At 69.4% G+C, this 16,054-nt stretch carries 18 protein-coding genes; 12 read left to right on the forward strand and 6 right to left on the reverse strand.

The features are described 5' to 3' along the window. Positions 1 to 58: 58 nt before the first annotated feature. A complete protein-coding gene (locus L324_RS05435) occupies positions 59 to 877 on the forward strand; it encodes a hypothetical protein (RefSeq protein WP_037304665.1) in 819 nt (272 codons plus the stop codon). Here L324_RS05435 and L324_RS05440 read toward each other — a convergent pair. Together L324_RS05440 and L324_RS05445 are read right to left on the reverse strand one after the other, a co-directional pair. Further along, the gene (locus L324_RS05440; RefSeq protein WP_037304667.1) at positions 874 to 1,269 is read right to left on the reverse strand and encodes a rhodanese-like domain-containing protein; all 396 of its coding nucleotides are present in this window, start codon (positions 1,267 to 1,269) and stop codon (positions 874 to 876) included. The two genes, L324_RS05435 and L324_RS05440, sit on opposite strands and share 4 nt — an antisense overlap. Further along, a complete protein-coding gene (locus L324_RS05445; RefSeq protein ID WP_037304669.1) occupies positions 1,266 to 1,814 on the reverse strand; it encodes a cysteine dioxygenase in 549 nt (182 codons plus the stop codon). Before L324_RS05445 ends, L324_RS05440 begins: the two co-directional genes overlap by 4 nt. Positions 1,815 to 2,151: 337 nt before the next feature. On the opposite strand from L324_RS05445, the gene L324_RS05450 reads away from it, so the two are divergent. From L324_RS05450 to L324_RS05475, 6 genes are all read left to right on the forward strand, one after another. Beyond that, the gene (locus L324_RS05450; RefSeq protein ID WP_020630953.1) at positions 2,152 to 2,964 is read left to right on the forward strand and encodes an ABC transporter ATP-binding protein; all 813 of its coding nucleotides are present in this window, start codon (positions 2,152 to 2,154) and stop codon (positions 2,962 to 2,964) included. A 63-nt stretch (positions 2,965 to 3,027) separates the two neighbouring features. Then, entirely contained in the window at positions 3,028 to 3,807 is a 780-nt protein-coding gene (locus tag L324_RS05455; RefSeq protein WP_037304671.1) for an enoyl-CoA hydratase/isomerase family protein, read from the forward strand. A 4-nt stretch (positions 3,808 to 3,811) separates the two neighbouring features. After that, entirely contained in the window at positions 3,812 to 4,774 is a 963-nt protein-coding gene (locus L324_RS05460) for a class I SAM-dependent methyltransferase (RefSeq protein ID WP_037304672.1), read from the forward strand. 1 nt (position 4,775) lies between these two features. Next, the gene (locus tag L324_RS05465; RefSeq protein ID WP_037304674.1) at positions 4,776 to 5,945 is read left to right on the forward strand and encodes a class I SAM-dependent methyltransferase; all 1,170 of its coding nucleotides are present in this window, start codon (positions 4,776 to 4,778) and stop codon (positions 5,943 to 5,945) included. 11 nt (positions 5,946 to 5,956) lie between these two features. After that, complete coding sequence (locus tag L324_RS05470) at positions 5,957 to 6,721, forward strand: HAD family acid phosphatase (RefSeq protein ID WP_037304677.1); 765 nt, start codon at positions 5,957 to 5,959, stop codon at positions 6,719 to 6,721. Between the two features lie 64 nt (positions 6,722 to 6,785). After that, positions 6,786 to 7,160 (forward strand): DUF427 domain-containing protein, encoded by a 375-nt coding sequence (locus L324_RS05475; protein ID WP_037304680.1) that lies wholly within the window; start codon positions 6,786 to 6,788, stop codon positions 7,158 to 7,160. Positions 7,161 to 7,814: 654 nt separating this feature from the next. Here the strand turns inward: L324_RS05475 and L324_RS05480 are convergent. Next, positions 7,815 to 8,534 carry a hypothetical protein gene (locus L324_RS05480; protein WP_037304682.1) on the reverse strand — a complete coding sequence of 240 codons (720 nt, stop codon included), beginning with the start codon at positions 8,532 to 8,534 and terminating at the stop codon, positions 7,815 to 7,817. 67 nt (positions 8,535 to 8,601) lie between these two features. Between L324_RS05480 and L324_RS05485 the strand changes: the two genes are divergently transcribed. From L324_RS05485 to L324_RS05505, 5 genes are all read left to right on the forward strand, one after another. Next, positions 8,602 to 9,378 (forward strand): helix-turn-helix domain-containing protein, encoded by a 777-nt coding sequence (locus L324_RS05485; RefSeq protein ID WP_037304869.1) that lies wholly within the window; start codon positions 8,602 to 8,604, stop codon positions 9,376 to 9,378. 27 nt (positions 9,379 to 9,405) lie between these two features. Then, the gene (locus L324_RS05490; protein WP_037304683.1) at positions 9,406 to 9,840 is read left to right on the forward strand and encodes an acyl-CoA thioesterase; all 435 of its coding nucleotides are present in this window, start codon (positions 9,406 to 9,408) and stop codon (positions 9,838 to 9,840) included. A 45-nt stretch (positions 9,841 to 9,885) separates the two neighbouring features. Beyond that, on the forward strand, positions 9,886 to 10,653 hold the full coding sequence (locus L324_RS05495) for an aminoglycoside phosphotransferase family protein (protein ID WP_173426352.1): 768 nt from the start codon (positions 9,886 to 9,888) through the stop codon (positions 10,651 to 10,653). A gap of 339 nt (positions 10,654 to 10,992) precedes the next feature. Next, on the forward strand, positions 10,993 to 11,850 hold the full coding sequence (locus L324_RS05500; protein WP_037304684.1) for a nitroreductase/quinone reductase family protein: 858 nt from the start codon (positions 10,993 to 10,995) through the stop codon (positions 11,848 to 11,850). 460 nt (positions 11,851 to 12,310) lie between these two features. Beyond that, positions 12,311 to 13,297, forward strand: coding sequence for an acyl-CoA desaturase (locus L324_RS05505; RefSeq protein ID WP_173426349.1), 987 nt, complete (start codon positions 12,311 to 12,313; stop codon positions 13,295 to 13,297). Between the two features lie 8 nt (positions 13,298 to 13,305). On the opposite strand, the gene L324_RS05510 is transcribed toward L324_RS05505, so the two are convergent. The 3 genes from L324_RS05510 to L324_RS05520 are packed head-to-tail and all read right to left on the reverse strand — an operon-like array spanning position 13,306 to position 16,052. After that, the gene (locus L324_RS05510) at positions 13,306 to 14,100 is read right to left on the reverse strand and encodes an alpha/beta hydrolase (RefSeq protein WP_037304686.1); all 795 of its coding nucleotides are present in this window, start codon (positions 14,098 to 14,100) and stop codon (positions 13,306 to 13,308) included. A gap of 13 nt (positions 14,101 to 14,113) precedes the next feature. Beyond that, positions 14,114 to 14,965: a DUF4436 family protein gene (locus L324_RS05515; RefSeq protein WP_235783406.1), complete on the reverse strand. Its 852-nt coding sequence runs from the start codon at positions 14,963 to 14,965 to the stop codon at positions 14,114 to 14,116. Positions 14,966 to 15,023: 58 nt separating this feature from the next. Further along, positions 15,024 to 16,052: a sigma-70 family RNA polymerase sigma factor gene (locus L324_RS05520; RefSeq protein WP_037304689.1), complete on the reverse strand. Its 1,029-nt coding sequence runs from the start codon at positions 16,050 to 16,052 to the stop codon at positions 15,024 to 15,026. Positions 16,053 to 16,054: the final 2 nt, after the last annotated feature.

A 16,054-nucleotide genomic window follows, 5' to 3' on the forward strand; every position in this document is an offset into this window, starting at 1 on the left:
CAATGGAGAAAACGCCGGTGAAATAGACTTTGCCGGGCCTGTCCTGAAACGCGGAGGAATGGTGGCTTCGGCGAAGGAAACGAAAGCGTCGCGCCGGGCCAAAGACCGGCTGCACCACATCCACGCCCGCGCCGGAATCCGGCAGGACGGGCTGGCCGAGGCACTCGGACCCGAACTGCGTGACATCTGGGGCATCGCCGAGGGCGCCGAACCCGGCAGGGTGCGCGAGATCGTCCTGTTGCGGCTGAACCGCGTCCTCGAACGGTTCGCCGACCCGCTCATGCCCGAGATCGTCTGGACCGCCTACAACCTCGGCGTGGATCCGGCGGACGGCGCGTCGGGCATGGTCGGCCGGATCCGCGCCATGGTGGGGCGCGGCCGGGTCGCGGTTTCCGAGCGCACCTGCACCCGGCGGTTTTACGAGTTCCTGGGGAACGTCAAGAACAGCCTCGACGGTTTCCAGGAGGACCTCACCGGCGAGGACTTCCGGCTCGCCGCACGGTGGATGGCCGGAAACGTCCGGCCGGAACGGGAGGCGCCCGCCCCCGGGCCCACGGCCATGCGGATGTTCCTCGACGGCACGGTGTGGGGCCCGGCGGACGAAGGGGGCGCACCGATCCCGGCCCGCCTCGGCGGGTACGGCGACTGGTTCTGCGTCTTCACCGACGAGCGCCTGCTCGCCGAGTACCGGGCGGCCACCGGCGCCGGCTGGGGCCGGGTCCGGCACCGGACCGGCCGCGAGGTCGTGCTCGCGGCCGCCAGACGGGGCATGTCGACCGGCGTCCTGGTCAACCCCAGTCCGGTGCCCGGTGCCGGGATCCAGGCGGCGCTTCCGCTTTCCCCGGACTCGATCGCGCGGCTGACGGTCCGCCGCTAGGGGACCGCGGGCGTGCCACCCTCCCGGACCGGAAGGCCCGCCGAGCGCCAGGCGCGGAACCCGCCTTCGAGGTCGGTCGCACCCGGCAGGCCGAGCCGCCGCAGGTCGGCGGCTGCCAGACTCGACGCGTACCCCTCGTTGCAGACGACGATCACCGTCGAATCGGCGTTCACCTCGGGCAGCCGCCACTCGCTGTCCGGCGCGAGGCGCCATTCGAGGTGGATCCGCTCGACGATCACCGAGCCCGGGATCTCGCCCTCTTCGGACCGGTTGACCTGCGGGCGGATGTCCACGATCAGGGCGCCGTCGCGTTGCAGCCGCGATGCCCGCTCGGGCTCCGGCCGGTCCACGCCGGACCGGGCGGAGGCCAGCAGTTCTTCGATCGAGCTCATGCGCCCAGTATCGGGGTCAGCGACGGGATCTCGGCGGGAACGTCGGCGAGGGTGACGTACTCACGCGTCGCCACCAGCGGCGGCGAGTACGCGTGGACACTGGCGGATGGCTCGGTGCCGATGCCGGTCACCTGGTGCGCGCGCCCCGCGCCGAAGCCGATGGCCTCGCCCGCGACATGCGTGCGGCGCCGGATCGGGCCGCCGGGGTAGCGGTACTCCTCGCCGAGTTCGCCCTGCAGCACGGTGAACGAACCGGACGCGCCGCCGTGGTCGTGCGGTTTGGTCTGCTGGCCGGGTAGCCAGGACAGCAGCCACAGTTCGACGCCGTCGGTCAGCGCGAGCCGCGCCCACCAGCGGCGTTCCTCGTCGAACCGCAGCAGGTCGCGCAGGCTCGTGGTCAGTTCGGTCACGACGGTGGAGGTCAGCTCGGCCAGCTCCCGGGGCGTCCAGAGCAGGCGTTCGGGACGCAGCAGGTCCGGGAGCAGCGGGTCGATCAGTCGAGGGTGGATCTCGAAGTCCTGGCGGGGCGTGATGGACGTGGTCAACGTAGGGCTCCTCGTGGAGGTTCGCGGGCTGGCGAAAGGGGGGCCGAACGCGGCGCGACACGGGACCACGGCACACGTGCCGTCGGAAGAAGAGGAAACTCAGCCGTGTCGCGCGGTGGTACACCCGCACGAGGCGACGAGGAGCAGGTCGATGGTCCGGCGGCGCCAGAAAGAGCCCCCGATGACGGGGAAGGCGGCGGACACGGACCTGATCACGATGCCGATGGTGCCACAGCCGCCGCGACCGGGTGGCCTCGTCCCACTCCCTGGACCAGCCGCTTTCCGCGGACCGGCGGCCCGGTGCACACGCGCGCGCGTGTGCGGACACAATGGGCGCGTGAGCGAGCCGATCCAGCCCAGCGAACTTGACGACCTCGTGGTGAGGATGACCGGTGTCGGGGTCCGCCGAACAGGCAACGACCTCCTCGCCGACCTCGACTGGACCGTGGAACTGGACGAGCGCTGGGTGGTGCTCGGCCCGAACGGCGCGGGCAAGACCACCCTGCTCCGGCTGGCCGCGGCCGAACTCCACCCGACCTCGGGAACGGTCGACCTGCTCGGCGACCGGATCGGCAAGGTCAACATCTTCGAGCTGCGCCCGCGGATCGGGTTCACCTCGGCCGCGATCGCCCAGCGGGTGCCAGGTGAGGAGCGCGTCCTCGACGTCGTGGTGAGCGCCGGATACGCCGTCGTCGGCCGCTGGCGTGAGGAATACGACAGCCTCGACACCGACCGCGCCCGCGAACTGCTGGCCGCGCTGGGCATCCCGCATCTGGCCGAGCGCACCTTCGGCACGCTGTCGGAGGGCGAGCGCAAGCGGACCCTGATCGCGCGGTCGCTGATGACCGACCCGGAGATGCTGCTGCTCGACGAGCCGGCCGCCGGACTCGACCTCGGCGGCCGCGAGGACCTGGTCGCGCGCCTTTCGGAGCTGGCGCTCGACCCGGAGGCCCCGGCCATGGTGCTCGTCACCCACCACGTGGAAGAAATCCCGCCCGGATTCACCCACGCGCTGCTGCTGCGCGACGGCCGCGCGGTCGCTTCCGGTCTCGTCGACGACGTCGTGACCAGCGACAACCTGTCCAAGACGTTCGACCAGGATCTGCTGCTCGAACGGTCCGGTGATCGCTTCTTCGCCCGTCGCCGCTGACGGGTCGTACTGACCGGTAGCCTGCACTCTGTCGTTGTGGACGGCCCGTTGAGGAGGACTGGCGTGGGAGAGTTCGTAAGCCTGGAGGTCGAAGGCGGGGTCGGTACGATCCGGCTGGACCGCCCGCCGGTCAACGCCCTGAACAACCAGGTGCAGGCCGAGCTGGCCGAGGCGGCCCGTGAGGCCTCCGAGCGCGACGACGTGCGTGCCGTGATCCTCTACGGCGGTGAGAAGACCTTCGCGGGCGGCGCGGACATCAAGGAGATGGCCGAGCGCACCTACCCCGAGATCGCGAAGTTCGGCGCGGCGCTGACCGCGTCGCTGGCCACCATCGCGAACATCCCGAAGCCGGTCGTCGCGGCCATCACCGGCTATGCGCTCGGCGGGGGCCTCGAACTCGCGCTGACCGCGGACCGCCGGATCGCCGGCGACAACGTCAAGGTCGGCCAGCCGGAGATCCAGCTCGGCGTCATCCCCGGTGCCGGTGGCACGCAGCGCCTCGCGCGGCTCATCGGCCCGAGCAAGACCAAGGACCTCGTGTTCACCGGCCGGTTCGTGAAGGCCGAAGAGGCGCTGGCCCTGGGCATCCTCGACGAGGTCGTGGCGCCGGACGACGTCTACGCCGCCGCGCACAAGTGGGCCTCGCAGTTCGCGAACGGCCCGGCCGTGGCGCTCCGCGCCGCGAAGGCCGCCATCGACGGCGGTCTCGACACCGACCTCGCGAACGGCCTCAAGCTCGAATCGCACCTCTTCGCCGCGCTGTGGGCGACCGAAGACCAGCGCAACGGCATGAAGTCGTTCATCGAGAACGGCCCTGGCAAAGCCACCTTCGAGGGGAAGTAGCGCGATGACCCAGGTCAACGATCCGGCGCCGAACCCGCACGCCACCGCCGAAGAGGTCAAGGCCGCCTTCGACGACCCCAAGCTCGCCAACGTGCTCTACCACGACTGGGAAGCCGGGACCTACGACGAAAAATGGTCCATCTCCTACGACGAGCGGTGCATCTCCTACGCGACCGACGTGTTCAACGCGGTCGCCGGTGAGGACGGCCAGCCGTACCCGACCGCGATGGAACTGGGCAGCGGCACCGGTTTCTTCCTGCTGAACCTGATGCAGGGCGGCGTGATCAAGAAGGGGTCGGTCACCGACCTCTCGCCGGGCATGGTCCAGGTCGCGCTGCGCAACGCCGAGAACCTCGGCCTCGACGTCGACGGCAGGGTCGCCGACGCGGAGCGGATCCCGTACGAGGACAACAGTTTCGACCTCGTGGTGGGGCACGCGGTGCTGCACCACATCCCGGACGTCCGTGCGGCGTTCGCCGAGGTGCTGCGGGTGCTGAAGCCGGGTGGCCGGTTCGTCTTCGCGGGGGAGCCGACCAAGGTCGGCGACTTCTACGCGCGCAAACTCGGCCAGATCACCTGGTACCTCACCACCAACCTGACCAAGCTCCCGGTGCTGAACGGCTGGCGCCGTCCGCAGGAGGAACTCGACGAGTCCTCCCGCGCGGCCGCGCTGGAGGCCGTGGTCGACATCCACACGTTCGACCCGTCCGAACTCGAGTCGATGGCCCGCGGCGCGGGCGCCCAGGACGTCCGCGCGGTCACCGAGGAGTTCGCCGCCGCGCTCGCGGGCTGGCCGATCCGGACCTTCGAGGCCGCCGTGCCGCAGGAGAAACTGACCTTGCGCTGGCGTCTGTTCGCGTACCGGCTCTGGTTGCGGCTGTCCGCTTTGGACAAGAAGCTGCTCGCCAAGGTGCTGCCGCGCGAGCTGTTCTACAACGTGATGATCACCGGTACCAAGCGGCCGTAGGTTGCCGTATCAGTTCACGCTCGACGACGTCGCCTTCCTGCGCTCCGGCGCGGGAAGCGCGGCGCTCGCCGAATGCTCGTCCCTGCCGCTGACCGACAAGACGCGTATCGCCGACGTCGCCGCCGTGCGCCGGATCGCCCCGGACCACGCGGCCGCGGTGCTGGAAACGGTGGTGCTGCGGCGGAAGTCGTCGTCCAAACTGGACTCGGCGACCTCGTGGCTGTTCACCGGCGACGCGCTCCAGCAGGCCAGCGCCACCGCGGTCGCCCGGCATCGGGCCGCGCGGCTGGCAGGCCGTGACGTCCACGACGTGACCTGTTCCGTCGGCGCGGACCTGATCGAGATCGCCCGCGTCGCCTCCCGGGCCCTGGGGTCGGATCTCGACGAGGTCCGGCTGGCGATGGCGCGGCACAACGCCACCGAGGCCGGGGTGTCGCCGGTCCTGGTGCGGGCCGACGCGCTGCGGCCGGTCAGCCGGTCTTCCGTCGTCGTCGCCGATCCCGCGCGCCGTGACTCCGCCGGACGCCGGGCGTGGAAGCCCGCCGATTTCCTGCCGCCGCTGGACGGCCTCGTCGAGGCGTACGCGGGCCGCGAGCTGTCGGTCAAATGCGCGCCGGGGCTCGATTTCTCCATCGCGCCCTGGGCGGACGAGGTCGAACTGGTCTCTTTGGACGGTCAGGTCCGCGAGGCGTGCCTGTGGCGCGGCGTGGGCTCGACGGTGTCGCGCCGGGCGACAGTGTTGCGTTCGGACGGTGCACAGTGGACGGTCACCGACGCCGACCCCGACGAGATCCCCCTGCGAGAGCCGGGTGAATGGATCGTCGACCCGGACGGTGCCGTCGTCCGGGCCGGACTCGTGCGGCATTACGCGGCCCGGCATGGGTTGTGGCAGCTCGACGAACGCATCGCGTACCTGACCGGGGACGTTCCGCCGCCGGGAATCCGGGCGTTCCGGGTATTCGAGTACGGACCGTACAGTGAGAAGAATCTTCGTGTACTGCTGAAAAAACACGATATCGGTCGGTTGGAGATCCTCGTCCGCGGTCTCGACATAGACCCGGATGCCTTGCGCCGCAAGCTGAAACCTCGCGGTGGTGAAGAAGCGACTTTGGTACTGACCAGAATCGGTCGTTCTGGAGTAGCGTTCCTTTGCCGCGCACAGCTGACGTGAGGAGCATTTCCATGAGCCGGTTCACCGGTCTGCTGAAACTGGCCGCCGCCGCGGCCGCCGGAGCCGTCCTCGCCGGCGGCGCCACCGCCGTCGCGAACACCGACGACGCCTCCTGGCGGCGTGGTCACGAGCCCGCCAACATCGGCCAGGTCAAACTCGACGTTAAGGCCTACTACGGCGATGTCGTCGGCAGCGACGGCAAGCACCGGTACTCCGACACCAGCCGGTTCGTCTCCGACACCAAGCGCCAGGTCGAGGACGCCGAACGCCACCTCGCCAGGCGGCTCGACCGCGGCGTCGAGAACCCCGCGATCGTGCTCGACGTCGACGACACCTCCGAGATCACCTACGGCTGGGAGGCCGACAACGACTTCGGCTTCGACCCGAAGAAGCAGCAGGAAGCGATCGACAAGGGCACCTTCGTCGCGAACAAGCCGGTGCTGGAACTGGCGAACTGGGCGGCGCAACGCGGCGTCAAGATCTACTTCCTGACCGGCCGCAACGAGTTCCAGGGCCCGCAGTCGCTCAAGAACCTCGCGAACGAGGGCTTCCCGGCGCCCGCGGGGGCGTTCTTCAAGCCGAAGACCACCGCGCCGGACTACCTGCCGTGCGGGCTCACCTGCACCACCGTGCAGTACAAGGCGGGCACGCGGAAGCACATCGCCGCGACGGGGGCGACCATCGTGCTCAACCTCGGCGACCAGTTCAGCGACCTCGAAGGCGGTTACGCGGAGTTCCCGGTGAAGCTGCCGAACCCGATGTACTACCTGCCCTGAGGGGAATATCCGCGCGGGCGCCGTCGCTGTGCCCGGTATCGGAAACCCCCGAGGGAGCTGATCCATGTCTGACAAGAAGGTGCTGAAGCCCAGCGCGGACCACCCGATCACGGTGGCGCCGAACAAGGCGCGGGTGGTCGTCACGGTCGGCGGGAAGGTCGTGGCGGACAGCGCGAACGCGCTGACACTGCAGGAGGCGAGCTACCCTCCGGTGCAGTACATCCCCCGCGCCGACGTCGACTTCGGCGTTCTGGAGCGGACGGAGCACTCGACGTATTGCCCGTTCAAGGGTGACGCGTCGTACTACAGCATCCGCGCCGGTGACGGCGTCGCCGAGAACGCCGTGTGGACCTACGAGGCGCCGCATGACGCGGTCGCCGAGATCAAGGACCACGTGGCGTTCTACCCGTCGAAGGTGGACGCGATCGAAGAGCGCTGACGCCGCGCCGCGCTGACGCCGCGCCGCGCTGACGCCCGCCGCGGCTGAAGGGCGCTGTGGGCTGAAGGGCGGCTGCGGGCTGAAGGGCGCTTTCCCCGCATGCGATGCGAGGAAAGCGCCCTTCGCCGCGTCGCATGCGGTGAAGGGCCCCTTCAGCCCTCTTTCGTCCTGGGTTTCGGGGGTCGTGAGTGTTAAGTGTCGTTAGAACGGCACTTGCCACTCACGACCAGGTCTTTCGGGAGCCGGTGACTTGGGCGCTCGTGCTGCACGCCGCTCCTGACCTCGCATTTAGTCGACTAAATGCGCCGGGCTTCACGCGTCGCATGCGGTGCGGGGAAAGCGCCCTTCGCCGCGTCGCATGCGGTGAAGGGCCCCTTCAGCCCCCTTCGTCCTGGGTTTCGGGGGTCGTGAGCGTTAAGTGTCGTTAGAACGGCACTTGTCACTCACGACCAGGTCTTTCGGGAGCCTGTGACTTGGGCGCTCGTGCTGCACGCCGCTCCTGACCTCGCATTTAGTCGACTAAATGCGCCGGGCTTCACGCGTCGCATGCGGTGCGGGGAAAGCGCCCTTCGCCGCGTCGCATGCGGTGAAGGGCCCCTTCAGCCCCGCCCGGGGGTCTTCTGGACTGCGGTCTGGGATCACTCCGCGTAGTCGTCAGGGGAGATGGTTGATCCGGTCGGCGTCCGCGGCGAGTGAGGTGTCGGGTTCGATGCGCCAGGCTTCCAGACTGGGTGCTTTGACGAGCGCGTCGATCAGGGCCTCCTCCCCGGCGACGAGGGTCGAGTCGAAGTCGACCTCGGTGGCCACGCACCACGCGCGGTCGTCCGGCCAGAAGAGGTTGGGCGACTGCGCCTCGAACCAGTTCGGCCGCGGCCGCCAGCCGAGTTCCGTCGCCGACGTCAGTGGTCCGGCGAACAGCAGGTAGTCGCGGCCGGGATGCCGCAGGCGTGGCGCTTCCAGCTGCTCGCGGGACAGGGTGGCCTCATCCGCCCAGCCGTAGCCTTCCCAAAGGCAGAACCAGGTGTCCGAAGTGGACGTATGGTCGCCGAGGACGGCCAGCAGGGCGGTGAGGCTGTGCGACGGCAGGCTGCCGCGACCGGGCGGGGAGCCTCGCCAGAGCGAGCCGGTGAGGTTCACCGGATCCGGGGAGCCCACGAGAGCGTGCCATTGCATGGTGCCGTGGACGCGCCGTCCGGTTTCGGCGGCGGCTTCGCTCCAGCTCGCCCAGCCACCGCGGTCGCGTTCGGCCGGATGGCAGATCCGGGCGTAGGCGGCATAGCCACGGGGGACCGTGCGGCTGGCCGCGCCGAACGTCCCGCCGAGCCTGGAGGATATCCACTCGGCGGGTGACGGGTCGAGGACGGGCCGCAGCACGCTGGGCAGTCTCCAGCAAGATCAAGTGACGCGCATCTTGTCGGTGGGCGGGGGCATACTGCCGGGCGTGGGTGTTCCGCTGCGTCGCCGTTCGGGTGGGTCGGTCTACCACGAGAGCATGCCGGTCGCGGTGGTCGCCGGGGTGGTCGAGAGCGCCTGGACGGGCCGGGTCGGCCGCGGCCGTCCGCTGCGGGTGTTCCCGGACGGCTGCGTGGATCTCGTCTGGGACGGGCGAGGGCTCACCGCGGTCACCACGGTGAGCGGTGTGCTGCGGCATGAGCTGCCGCCGGTCGACTGGACTGTCGGTCTCCGCCTGAGGTGCGGCGTCGGCGGCGCGGTGCTGGGGGTGCCGATGACGGATCTGGCGGCGGGAGCCACCCCTTTGCGCGAACTGTGGGCCGCGAGCGCCCGTCGCGCGGAATCAAGGCTGGCCGAATGCGCGACGCCCGCCGAGGCGCGGTCCGTGCTGGAGGTGCTGGTCGCCGAGCGGATCCGTGATATCGAGCTGGACGGCCTGCCGGTCGCGGCCGCTCGCGCGTTGCGTTCGCCCGGCGCTCGCACCGATCAGGTGGCGGCCGATCTGGGCGTCAGTGAACGTGGTCTTCGGCGGCACGTCCGGCACGAAGTCGGCGTCGGCCCGAAGGAACTGCAGCGGGTGCTGCGGTTCCATGGCTTCCTCAGGCGGGTCGAGGCAGTGGCACGGAAGCGTTCGTCGCTCGCCGACGTCGCCGCCGAGCTGGGCTACGCGGATCAGTCCCATCTCGGGCGCGAGTGTCGGCGCCTGTCCGGAGTGTCGCCTGGCGCGCTGGTGCGATCCTGGACTGGCCGAAACGTTCCAGACTGAGCAGGCGGCAGCGGCGAAGATCGTGCGGTGCTCGAACCTTTCCGCGTCACCATCGACATCCGCACGGACGACCTCGACATCAACGGTCACGTGCGTGGCCCCGCCTACCTCGCGTACGCGGATCACGCGCGCTGGGAATGTGTGTGGGCGGCCGGGGTGGATCCGTTGGCGCTCAAGGCCGCGAACCTCGGCCCGGTCAACCTCGAAACGACGATCCGGTTCCGTCGCGAGCTGCGCGCGCGGGCACGGATCGACATCCTGACCCGGTTCGACTGGGAGCCGGGCAAGGTGTCACGGGTCGTCCAGGACTTCCTCACGCCGGACGGTGTCGTGGTGGCCGAGGTGGAAAGTCTCTCCGGGCTGCTGGATCTCGAACGGCGGCGCCTGGTCCCGGACCCGGGACGGCATTGGCGAAAGTACGCGGTGCGGCCGGAAATCCTTGGCCTGGCACGGAGTTCCTGATCGGAGAACAGGAAACGTTTGACGAGGAGTGATTCCGGCGGTCAGATGGTCGTCGTGCACGCTGGACAGACGAATCCCGTCGACGAGCAGCTCGTCCGGAGGTTGATCGCGGCACAGTTCCCCCACTGGGACGGGCCGGCGGTCGAGCGGTGGCCGTCCGGAGGCACGGTCAATGCCATGTTCCGGCTGGGTGACGACCTCGTCGTGCGGCTGCCGCTCGGGAAGAGCGGTGCCGAGGACGTGGCGCTGGAGCAGAAGTGGTTGCCCCGTATCGCGTCCCTGTTGCCCGCCTCCATTCCCGAAGTGGTCGGGGAGGGAAATGCGGCCGAGGGCTACCCATGGCGGTGGTCGGTGTACCGCTGGTTGCCGGGGGAGAATCCTCGCGCGGGGGCGCTGAGCCGGCCCCGCCTGCTGGCCGAGGACCTGGCGGAGTTCGTGAACGCGATGCGACGGATCACTCTGCCGGGGGCACCACAGGCCTATCGCGGCGGGCCACCGGTGTGGTCGCTCGCCGATCTGATGCCGGGAAACCTCCTGGTGGACGACGGCAGGCTCGCCGCGGTGATCGACTTCGGCTGCCTTGGGGTGGGTGATCCGGCCTGTGACCTGTTTCCGGCATGGAATCTGCTGCCCGCCGAGGAGCGGAACGTCTTCCGCGATGCGTTGCGCGTGGACGACGCGACCTGGAGCCGAGGCCGGGGAAGGACGCTTTCGCAAGCGCTGATCGCCTTGCCGTACTACCGGAAGACCAACCCCACGATGGCGGACAACGCACGGCGGGTGATCCGGGCGGTGCTGGAAGAGGATGGCTAAAGGCCTCACTCCGGACACACCACCTGAGGACTGTTTCGCTGGCCACGACCTAAGGAATGCCTCGTAGTACGGGCCTCGTCGGGCAGGTGCGCGAGCAGTCGACCTTGTGCTAGCGTCGTCTTCGAGCCCCGTATGGGCCTATGCATGGAGGTAGCGGCTACTCAGCCACCCGGAGATCGGCACACACCGTCTCTCGTATTCCCCATCCCTTCGCGGTGGGAAGACGCCTCCATACGGTGTGCTCGAAAACCCCTGCGTACCAGTGGGTTCCTGTCGTCGTGCCCTTCTCGAGATGGCGGTGCCGCCCTCCTGTCGACACATCGACGGGAAAGGACCGCGTTGACCGGCTTCAACGATCAGGTGATCAAGGAATTCAGGCAGTACAAGGGAAAGCTCGGCGGGATGTTCGAGGGGCGGGAGCTGATCCTGCTCACCACCGTCGGCGCCAAGAGTGGCGAACGCCGCACGAATCCGTTGGGATACCTCGAAATCGACGGCGCGACCGTCGTCGTCGCTTCGAACATGGGTGCCCCGAAGAATCCTGGCTGGTACCACGACATCCGGCGCGACCACCGGGTCACGGTCGAGACGGGAACCGAGACCTACGAGGCGATCGCGGCCGTTCCGCCCGTGCAGGAGCGTGCCGCGTTGTTCGCGAAGGTCGTCGCCGCGGAGCCGGGATTCGCCGAGTACCAGGCGAAAACGTCGAGGGAACTGCCCGTCGTGATCCTGCACCGGATCGACGACCGGGTGCGGGGGATGGGGGACTTCGTGGTGGAGGTCCACGAGTGGCTGCGCGGGGAACTCGAGACGCTGCGCACCGGGATCGACGATGTCGTCGCCGGACGCACGGATTCGCTCAGTATGGGGAAAACCCTGCGAGCGCACTGTGTTTCGTTCTGCGAGGCACTGACCAAGCACCATACCGGCGAGGACATGGGCGCGTTTCCGATGCTGGCGCAACGGTTTCCGGCGCTCGCGCCGACGTTGACGAAGCTCGGCGAGGACCACGTCGTCGTCGCGACGCTGCAGAAGCGGATCCGTGACCTCGTCGAGGGGTACGTTCACGGCGAGAGTGACCCCGTCCGCTTGCGCGACGACTTCGACGCCCTCGCGAGCACGCTCGAAGCACACTTCGCCGCGGAGGAGGAAGCCATCGTCACCGCACTCAACGTGATGGTGCCCTCGAACGGCTGATCGGACGGACGCCCTGGGGTTTCGGCCCCGGGGCGTGTACCCTGGGAGTCGGCGCCGCTCTCGCAGCGTGACGCCGATCCGGCACGAGACGGGCGGAATTCGCCCCCGGCCTCGCCGAAGACCGCAGATGAGCGGTCCCCATTCGAAAGGTTTCACCGTCAAAACTCACAGCATGGACAGTGCGCTGTTCAGCCACCCGCTCGACACTCAGGTCGAGCGACACGACCAAGCCACTCCTCAGGGCGAGCGATACGTGGATCTTTTTCGCGAACCCTCTTATCCCGCACCGGAACCTTCGGCCGACGTCGTTCGTTGACCAGACGAGTCCAACGTTTTGGGTGTCGTGTTGACCAAGCACGCTCGCGCAGAATTCGTCGCGGGCGTCGCCTTCCCTGCGTCGCGCCGTGACACCGGCTGACACAGCCGGTAACAGTCCTGGCAATCGACAAGAAGCGACGAAATGACTTCAGTTCTAAGTACCCCGGACAGCGATGAGCGGCAGGCACCACAGCCCCTGTTGTCCGGGGAGCAGTCCAACACCGAAAACTTCCTCGTCAAGCTGTTCGCGGTGGTGCCGCTGCTGGCACTGGCCGCCTCGGTCCCCTTCGCGTGGGGCTGGGGGCTCGGCTGGGTGGACCTCGGCCTCGCCGCCGGGTTCTACTTCCTGACCGGCCTCGGCGTGACCATCGGCTTCCACCGCTACTTCACCCACGGTGCCTTCAAGGCCAACCGCGGCCTGCGGATCGCGCTCGCGGTCACCGGCAGCATGGCCATGCAGGGGCCGGTCATCGGCTGGGTGGCCGACCACCGGCGCCACCACGCCTTCGCCGACCGCGAGGGCGACCCGCACTCCCCGTGGCGCTTCGGCACCAGCCCGGCCGCGCTGGCCCGCGGCTTCTGGCACGCCCATATGGGCTGGCTGTTCGATCGCGAGAAGACCAACGCGCGACGCTTCGCCCCGGATCTGCTCGCCGATCGCGACATCGCCCGCGTCGACCGCCTGTTCCCGCTGCTCACCGTCGTGACACTGCTCGCGCCCGCCGTCCTCGGCGGCGTGATCACGCTGTCGTGGTGGGGTGCGGTCACCGCGTTCTTCTGGGCCAGCCTGGTCCGCGTTGCGCTGCTGCACCACGTGACGTGGTCGGTGAATTCGCTGTGTCACCTGATCGGCGACCGCCCGTTCGCCGCCCGTGACAAATCCGCGAACTTCTGGCCGCTCGCCATCGCTTCGATGGGCGAGTCCTGGCACAACTCCCACCACGCCGACCCCACCGGCGCCCGGCACGGCGTCCGTCGCGGGCAGCTCGACATCTCCGCGCGGCTGATCTGGCTGTTCGAGAAGGCGGGCTGGGCGACCGAAGTCCGCTGGCCGAAGGCCGACCGTCTCGGCCGCAAGCTCAACCCCGGTCACTCCTTGTCACTGCGGCGGAGCGCGCGGCAGGCCTGAGCCGCCTGTCAGCGGGCCGCTTCCACGATGGCGTCGACCAGCTCCGGCCCCTCGGAGAGCACCAGGTCGTTGTGGTCGGCGCCGGGGATTTCGATCACCCTGGCGCCGGCCGCTTTCGCCACTTCGCGGCTCTGCCCGGCCGGGACGATCGAGTCCGCGGCGCCGTAGACGACGGTGACCGGGGACTTCACGCGCGTGACGGTGTCCCTGGTCGGGAACTCGTCCCGCAGCAGCCATCGGACCGGCAGGAATGGGTAGTGCCGCTGCCCGACCGCCGCGAGGTCGGTGAACGGCGAGCGCAGGACGAGCGCGGTCGGCGGATGTTCGGTGGCGAGTTCGGTGACGACCGCCGAACCGAGGCTTTCGCCGAAGTACACCAACGGCGTCCCGGCCTCGCGTGCCAGGAAGTCCCGTGCGGCGCGGACGTCGAGCGCCAGCCCGTCTTCGGACGGTTCACCGGGGTTGCCGCCGTAGCCGCGATAGTCCAGGAGCAGCACCGAAAGCCCGCGCCCGGTCAGCGCGCGGGCGAGCGGTGCGCGGAACGACCGGTTCCCGGCGTTGCCCGGCGCGACGAGCACGGCCGCCTTCGCACCTGGCACGGGGAAGTACCAGCTCGCGAGGTTCAGCCCGTCCGACGTGGTGAATGTGACGTCCCGGCCGCCGGGCAGGATGACGGCGGCGGCGGGAAGCGGACCGCCCGTCGGCAGGTAGATCAGCTTGCGCTGGAAGGCGAACACGCCACCGAAGACCACACCGACGAGGGTGACGGCCACCGCCAGCCTGATCAACACCTTCGCGCGCATCCCTCCATCATGCTCATCCGGCGTCCGGTTTGCCGTTTTCGGTGATCGCGCCGGTCACCACCGCCACGACGACGCACAGCGCGATGACGACCTCCGCCCACAGGAAGGCCGTGTAGTCCAGCAGCGAGCCGATCGGTGGCGAACCCGGGGCGAGATTGCGGAATCCGGCGAGCGCGAACAGCGTCGCGGCCATGAACCCGAACGACGGCCAGACCAGGCCACGCCGTCGCGTGATCAGATGCCGCGTGCCGAAGAACACCGCGATGGCCAGTCCCCACATGGTGATCATCATGAAGACGGCGAAGACCAGCACGCTGGTGGAGCGGGCGAACCGGACGTCGAGTCCGCCTTGTGCGTCTGAGGCGCGGTAATCCTTGACGGAGAACGAGAACAGACTGTCCACTTTGTCCAGTGTGAACAGCACCGGGGCGGCTTCCCCGTTGTGGAGGGCGGCGAACTCGATCCGCGCCTCGTAGCCGTCGAAGGGGTAGTCGGTGACGGCTCCGCCGGTCAGCGCGATCGGAAGATCGAGGCTGGAAATCCGCTGATGCGCGGGGAAGACGTGGTCGCCGCGGAGGCTGGAGGAGTTCAGCAGCCGCAGCTCGCCCGCCGGGGCGACACCGTCGTCCTCGCCGAACCTGCCCACCGGGACGACCAGTACGCGCAGTACCGCCTCCCGTGCGGCGGCGTCCACCTTGAGCACGGACGCGTTGACCTCGATCCGGTCCGGGGTGCGCGAGCCCGCCCAGTGCCCGGTGTCGCCGGCGGTCCGGTCGGCGGCGTGCAACCACAGGCCGAGCCCGGCGGCGATCGCCACGGCCAGCACGGTGGCGACGGCCTTGACCACTGGATTGATCTTCAGCATGGCGGCCATCGTGGCAGTTCGGGCCCGGTCCGGCCGTCGTTGTCATGCTGAGGAGTGATCAGGGCTTCGTCAGCGGGAGGCCGAACGCCGGGAACAGGGCCGGGTCGAGGAACGAGGTGATCTCGCGGATCCGCTCGTCCCGGAGGGCGAGCACGTTGATCGACCAGGCCCGGTGCGTGGCGTCGGCCGACTCGCCGACGTAACAGGCGACGGCGGGCTGGCCGTTGGCGCTGATGATCTCGTTGCGCCAGCTCGGGCACCGGCCGATCGGGACCTCGACGGCGAAGTCGACGACGGCCTCGATGCCGCGGTACCAGTGCGTGAGCGGCGGCATGGACCAGGTGACGTCCTCGGTCAGCAACGCCACGAGCGCGTCGGCGTCGCCGCGGTCCAGCGCCGAGGTGAAGTCCGCGGCGATCTCGCGGATCCTGGCGTCCTCGAGTTTCCGCAGCGTCCGCTGCTGGCTGGGCGAGGGCACCTTCTCGGCCACGATCGCCCGCGCGCGCTGCAGTGCGCTGTTCACCGCCGCGACCGAGGTGGCCATTGTGGACGCGATTTCGGCGGCGGTGAAGCCGAGGACGTCGAAGAGCAGCAACGCGGCCCGCTGGTTGCCGGGCAGATGCTGCAGCGCGGCGACGAAGGCCAGCTCGACGGCCTCGCGCTGCTCGTACCGGGTGTCGGGGCCGGCCGGGCCGGGGCCGAGCGCCCCGTCGGGGTACGGGCCGAGCCACGCGACCTCGGTCACCGGGGCGTGTTCGAGGATGGCGTGTTCACTCGACGGGCCGAGGTCCATCGGCAGGGCGCGTTTGCCGCGCGCGGCGGCGGTGTCGAGGCAGGTGCGGGTGGCGACCGTGTAGAGCCAGGTGCGCATCGAGCTGCGGCCCTCGAACCGTTCCAGTCCCCGCCAGGCCCGCAGGAGCGCGTCCTGCAGGGCGTCGTCGGCGTCGTGGGTCGAGCCGAGCATGCGGTAGCAGTGGGCGTGCAACTCGCGGCGCAGCGGCTCTACCAGGCGGTTGAACGCCGCGTCGTCCCCGTTGCGGGCTTCGGCGACGTCCGGATCCTCGGCCCGCAAAATATCTTCGCTCACAA

The sequence above is a fragment of the Amycolatopsis orientalis DSM 40040 = KCTC 9412 genome, from assembly GCF_000478275.1.
GTDB lineage: Bacteria > Actinomycetota > Actinomycetes > Mycobacteriales > Pseudonocardiaceae > Amycolatopsis > Amycolatopsis orientalis.

What these genes read in the sequence shown, in the direction of transcription:
- L324_RS05435 (WP_037304665.1), top strand. Translation starts at nt 59, where the DNA reads ATGGTGGCTTCGGCGAAGGAAACGAAAGCGTCGCGCCGGGCCAAAGAC.
- L324_RS05440 (WP_037304667.1), bottom strand. Translation starts at nt 1,269, where the DNA reads ATGAGCTCGATCGAAGAACTGCTGGCCTCCGCCCGGTCCGGCGTGGAC.
- L324_RS05460 (WP_037304672.1), top strand. Translation starts at nt 3,812, where the DNA reads ATGACCCAGGTCAACGATCCGGCGCCGAACCCGCACGCCACCGCCGAA.
- L324_RS05470 (WP_037304677.1), top strand. Translation starts at nt 5,957, where the DNA reads ATGAGCCGGTTCACCGGTCTGCTGAAACTGGCCGCCGCCGCGGCCGCC.
- L324_RS05475 (WP_037304680.1), top strand. Translation starts at nt 6,786, where the DNA reads ATGTCTGACAAGAAGGTGCTGAAGCCCAGCGCGGACCACCCGATCACG.
- L324_RS05495 (WP_173426352.1), top strand. Translation starts at nt 9,886, where the DNA reads ATGGTCGTCGTGCACGCTGGACAGACGAATCCCGTCGACGAGCAGCTC.
- L324_RS05505 (WP_173426349.1), top strand. Translation starts at nt 12,311, where the DNA reads ATGACTTCAGTTCTAAGTACCCCGGACAGCGATGAGCGGCAGGCACCA.
- L324_RS05510 (WP_037304686.1), bottom strand. Translation starts at nt 14,100, where the DNA reads ATGCGCGCGAAGGTGTTGATCAGGCTGGCGGTGGCCGTCACCCTCGTC.
- L324_RS05515 (WP_235783406.1), bottom strand. Translation starts at nt 14,965, where the DNA reads ATGCTGAAGATCAATCCAGTGGTCAAGGCCGTCGCCACCGTGCTGGCC.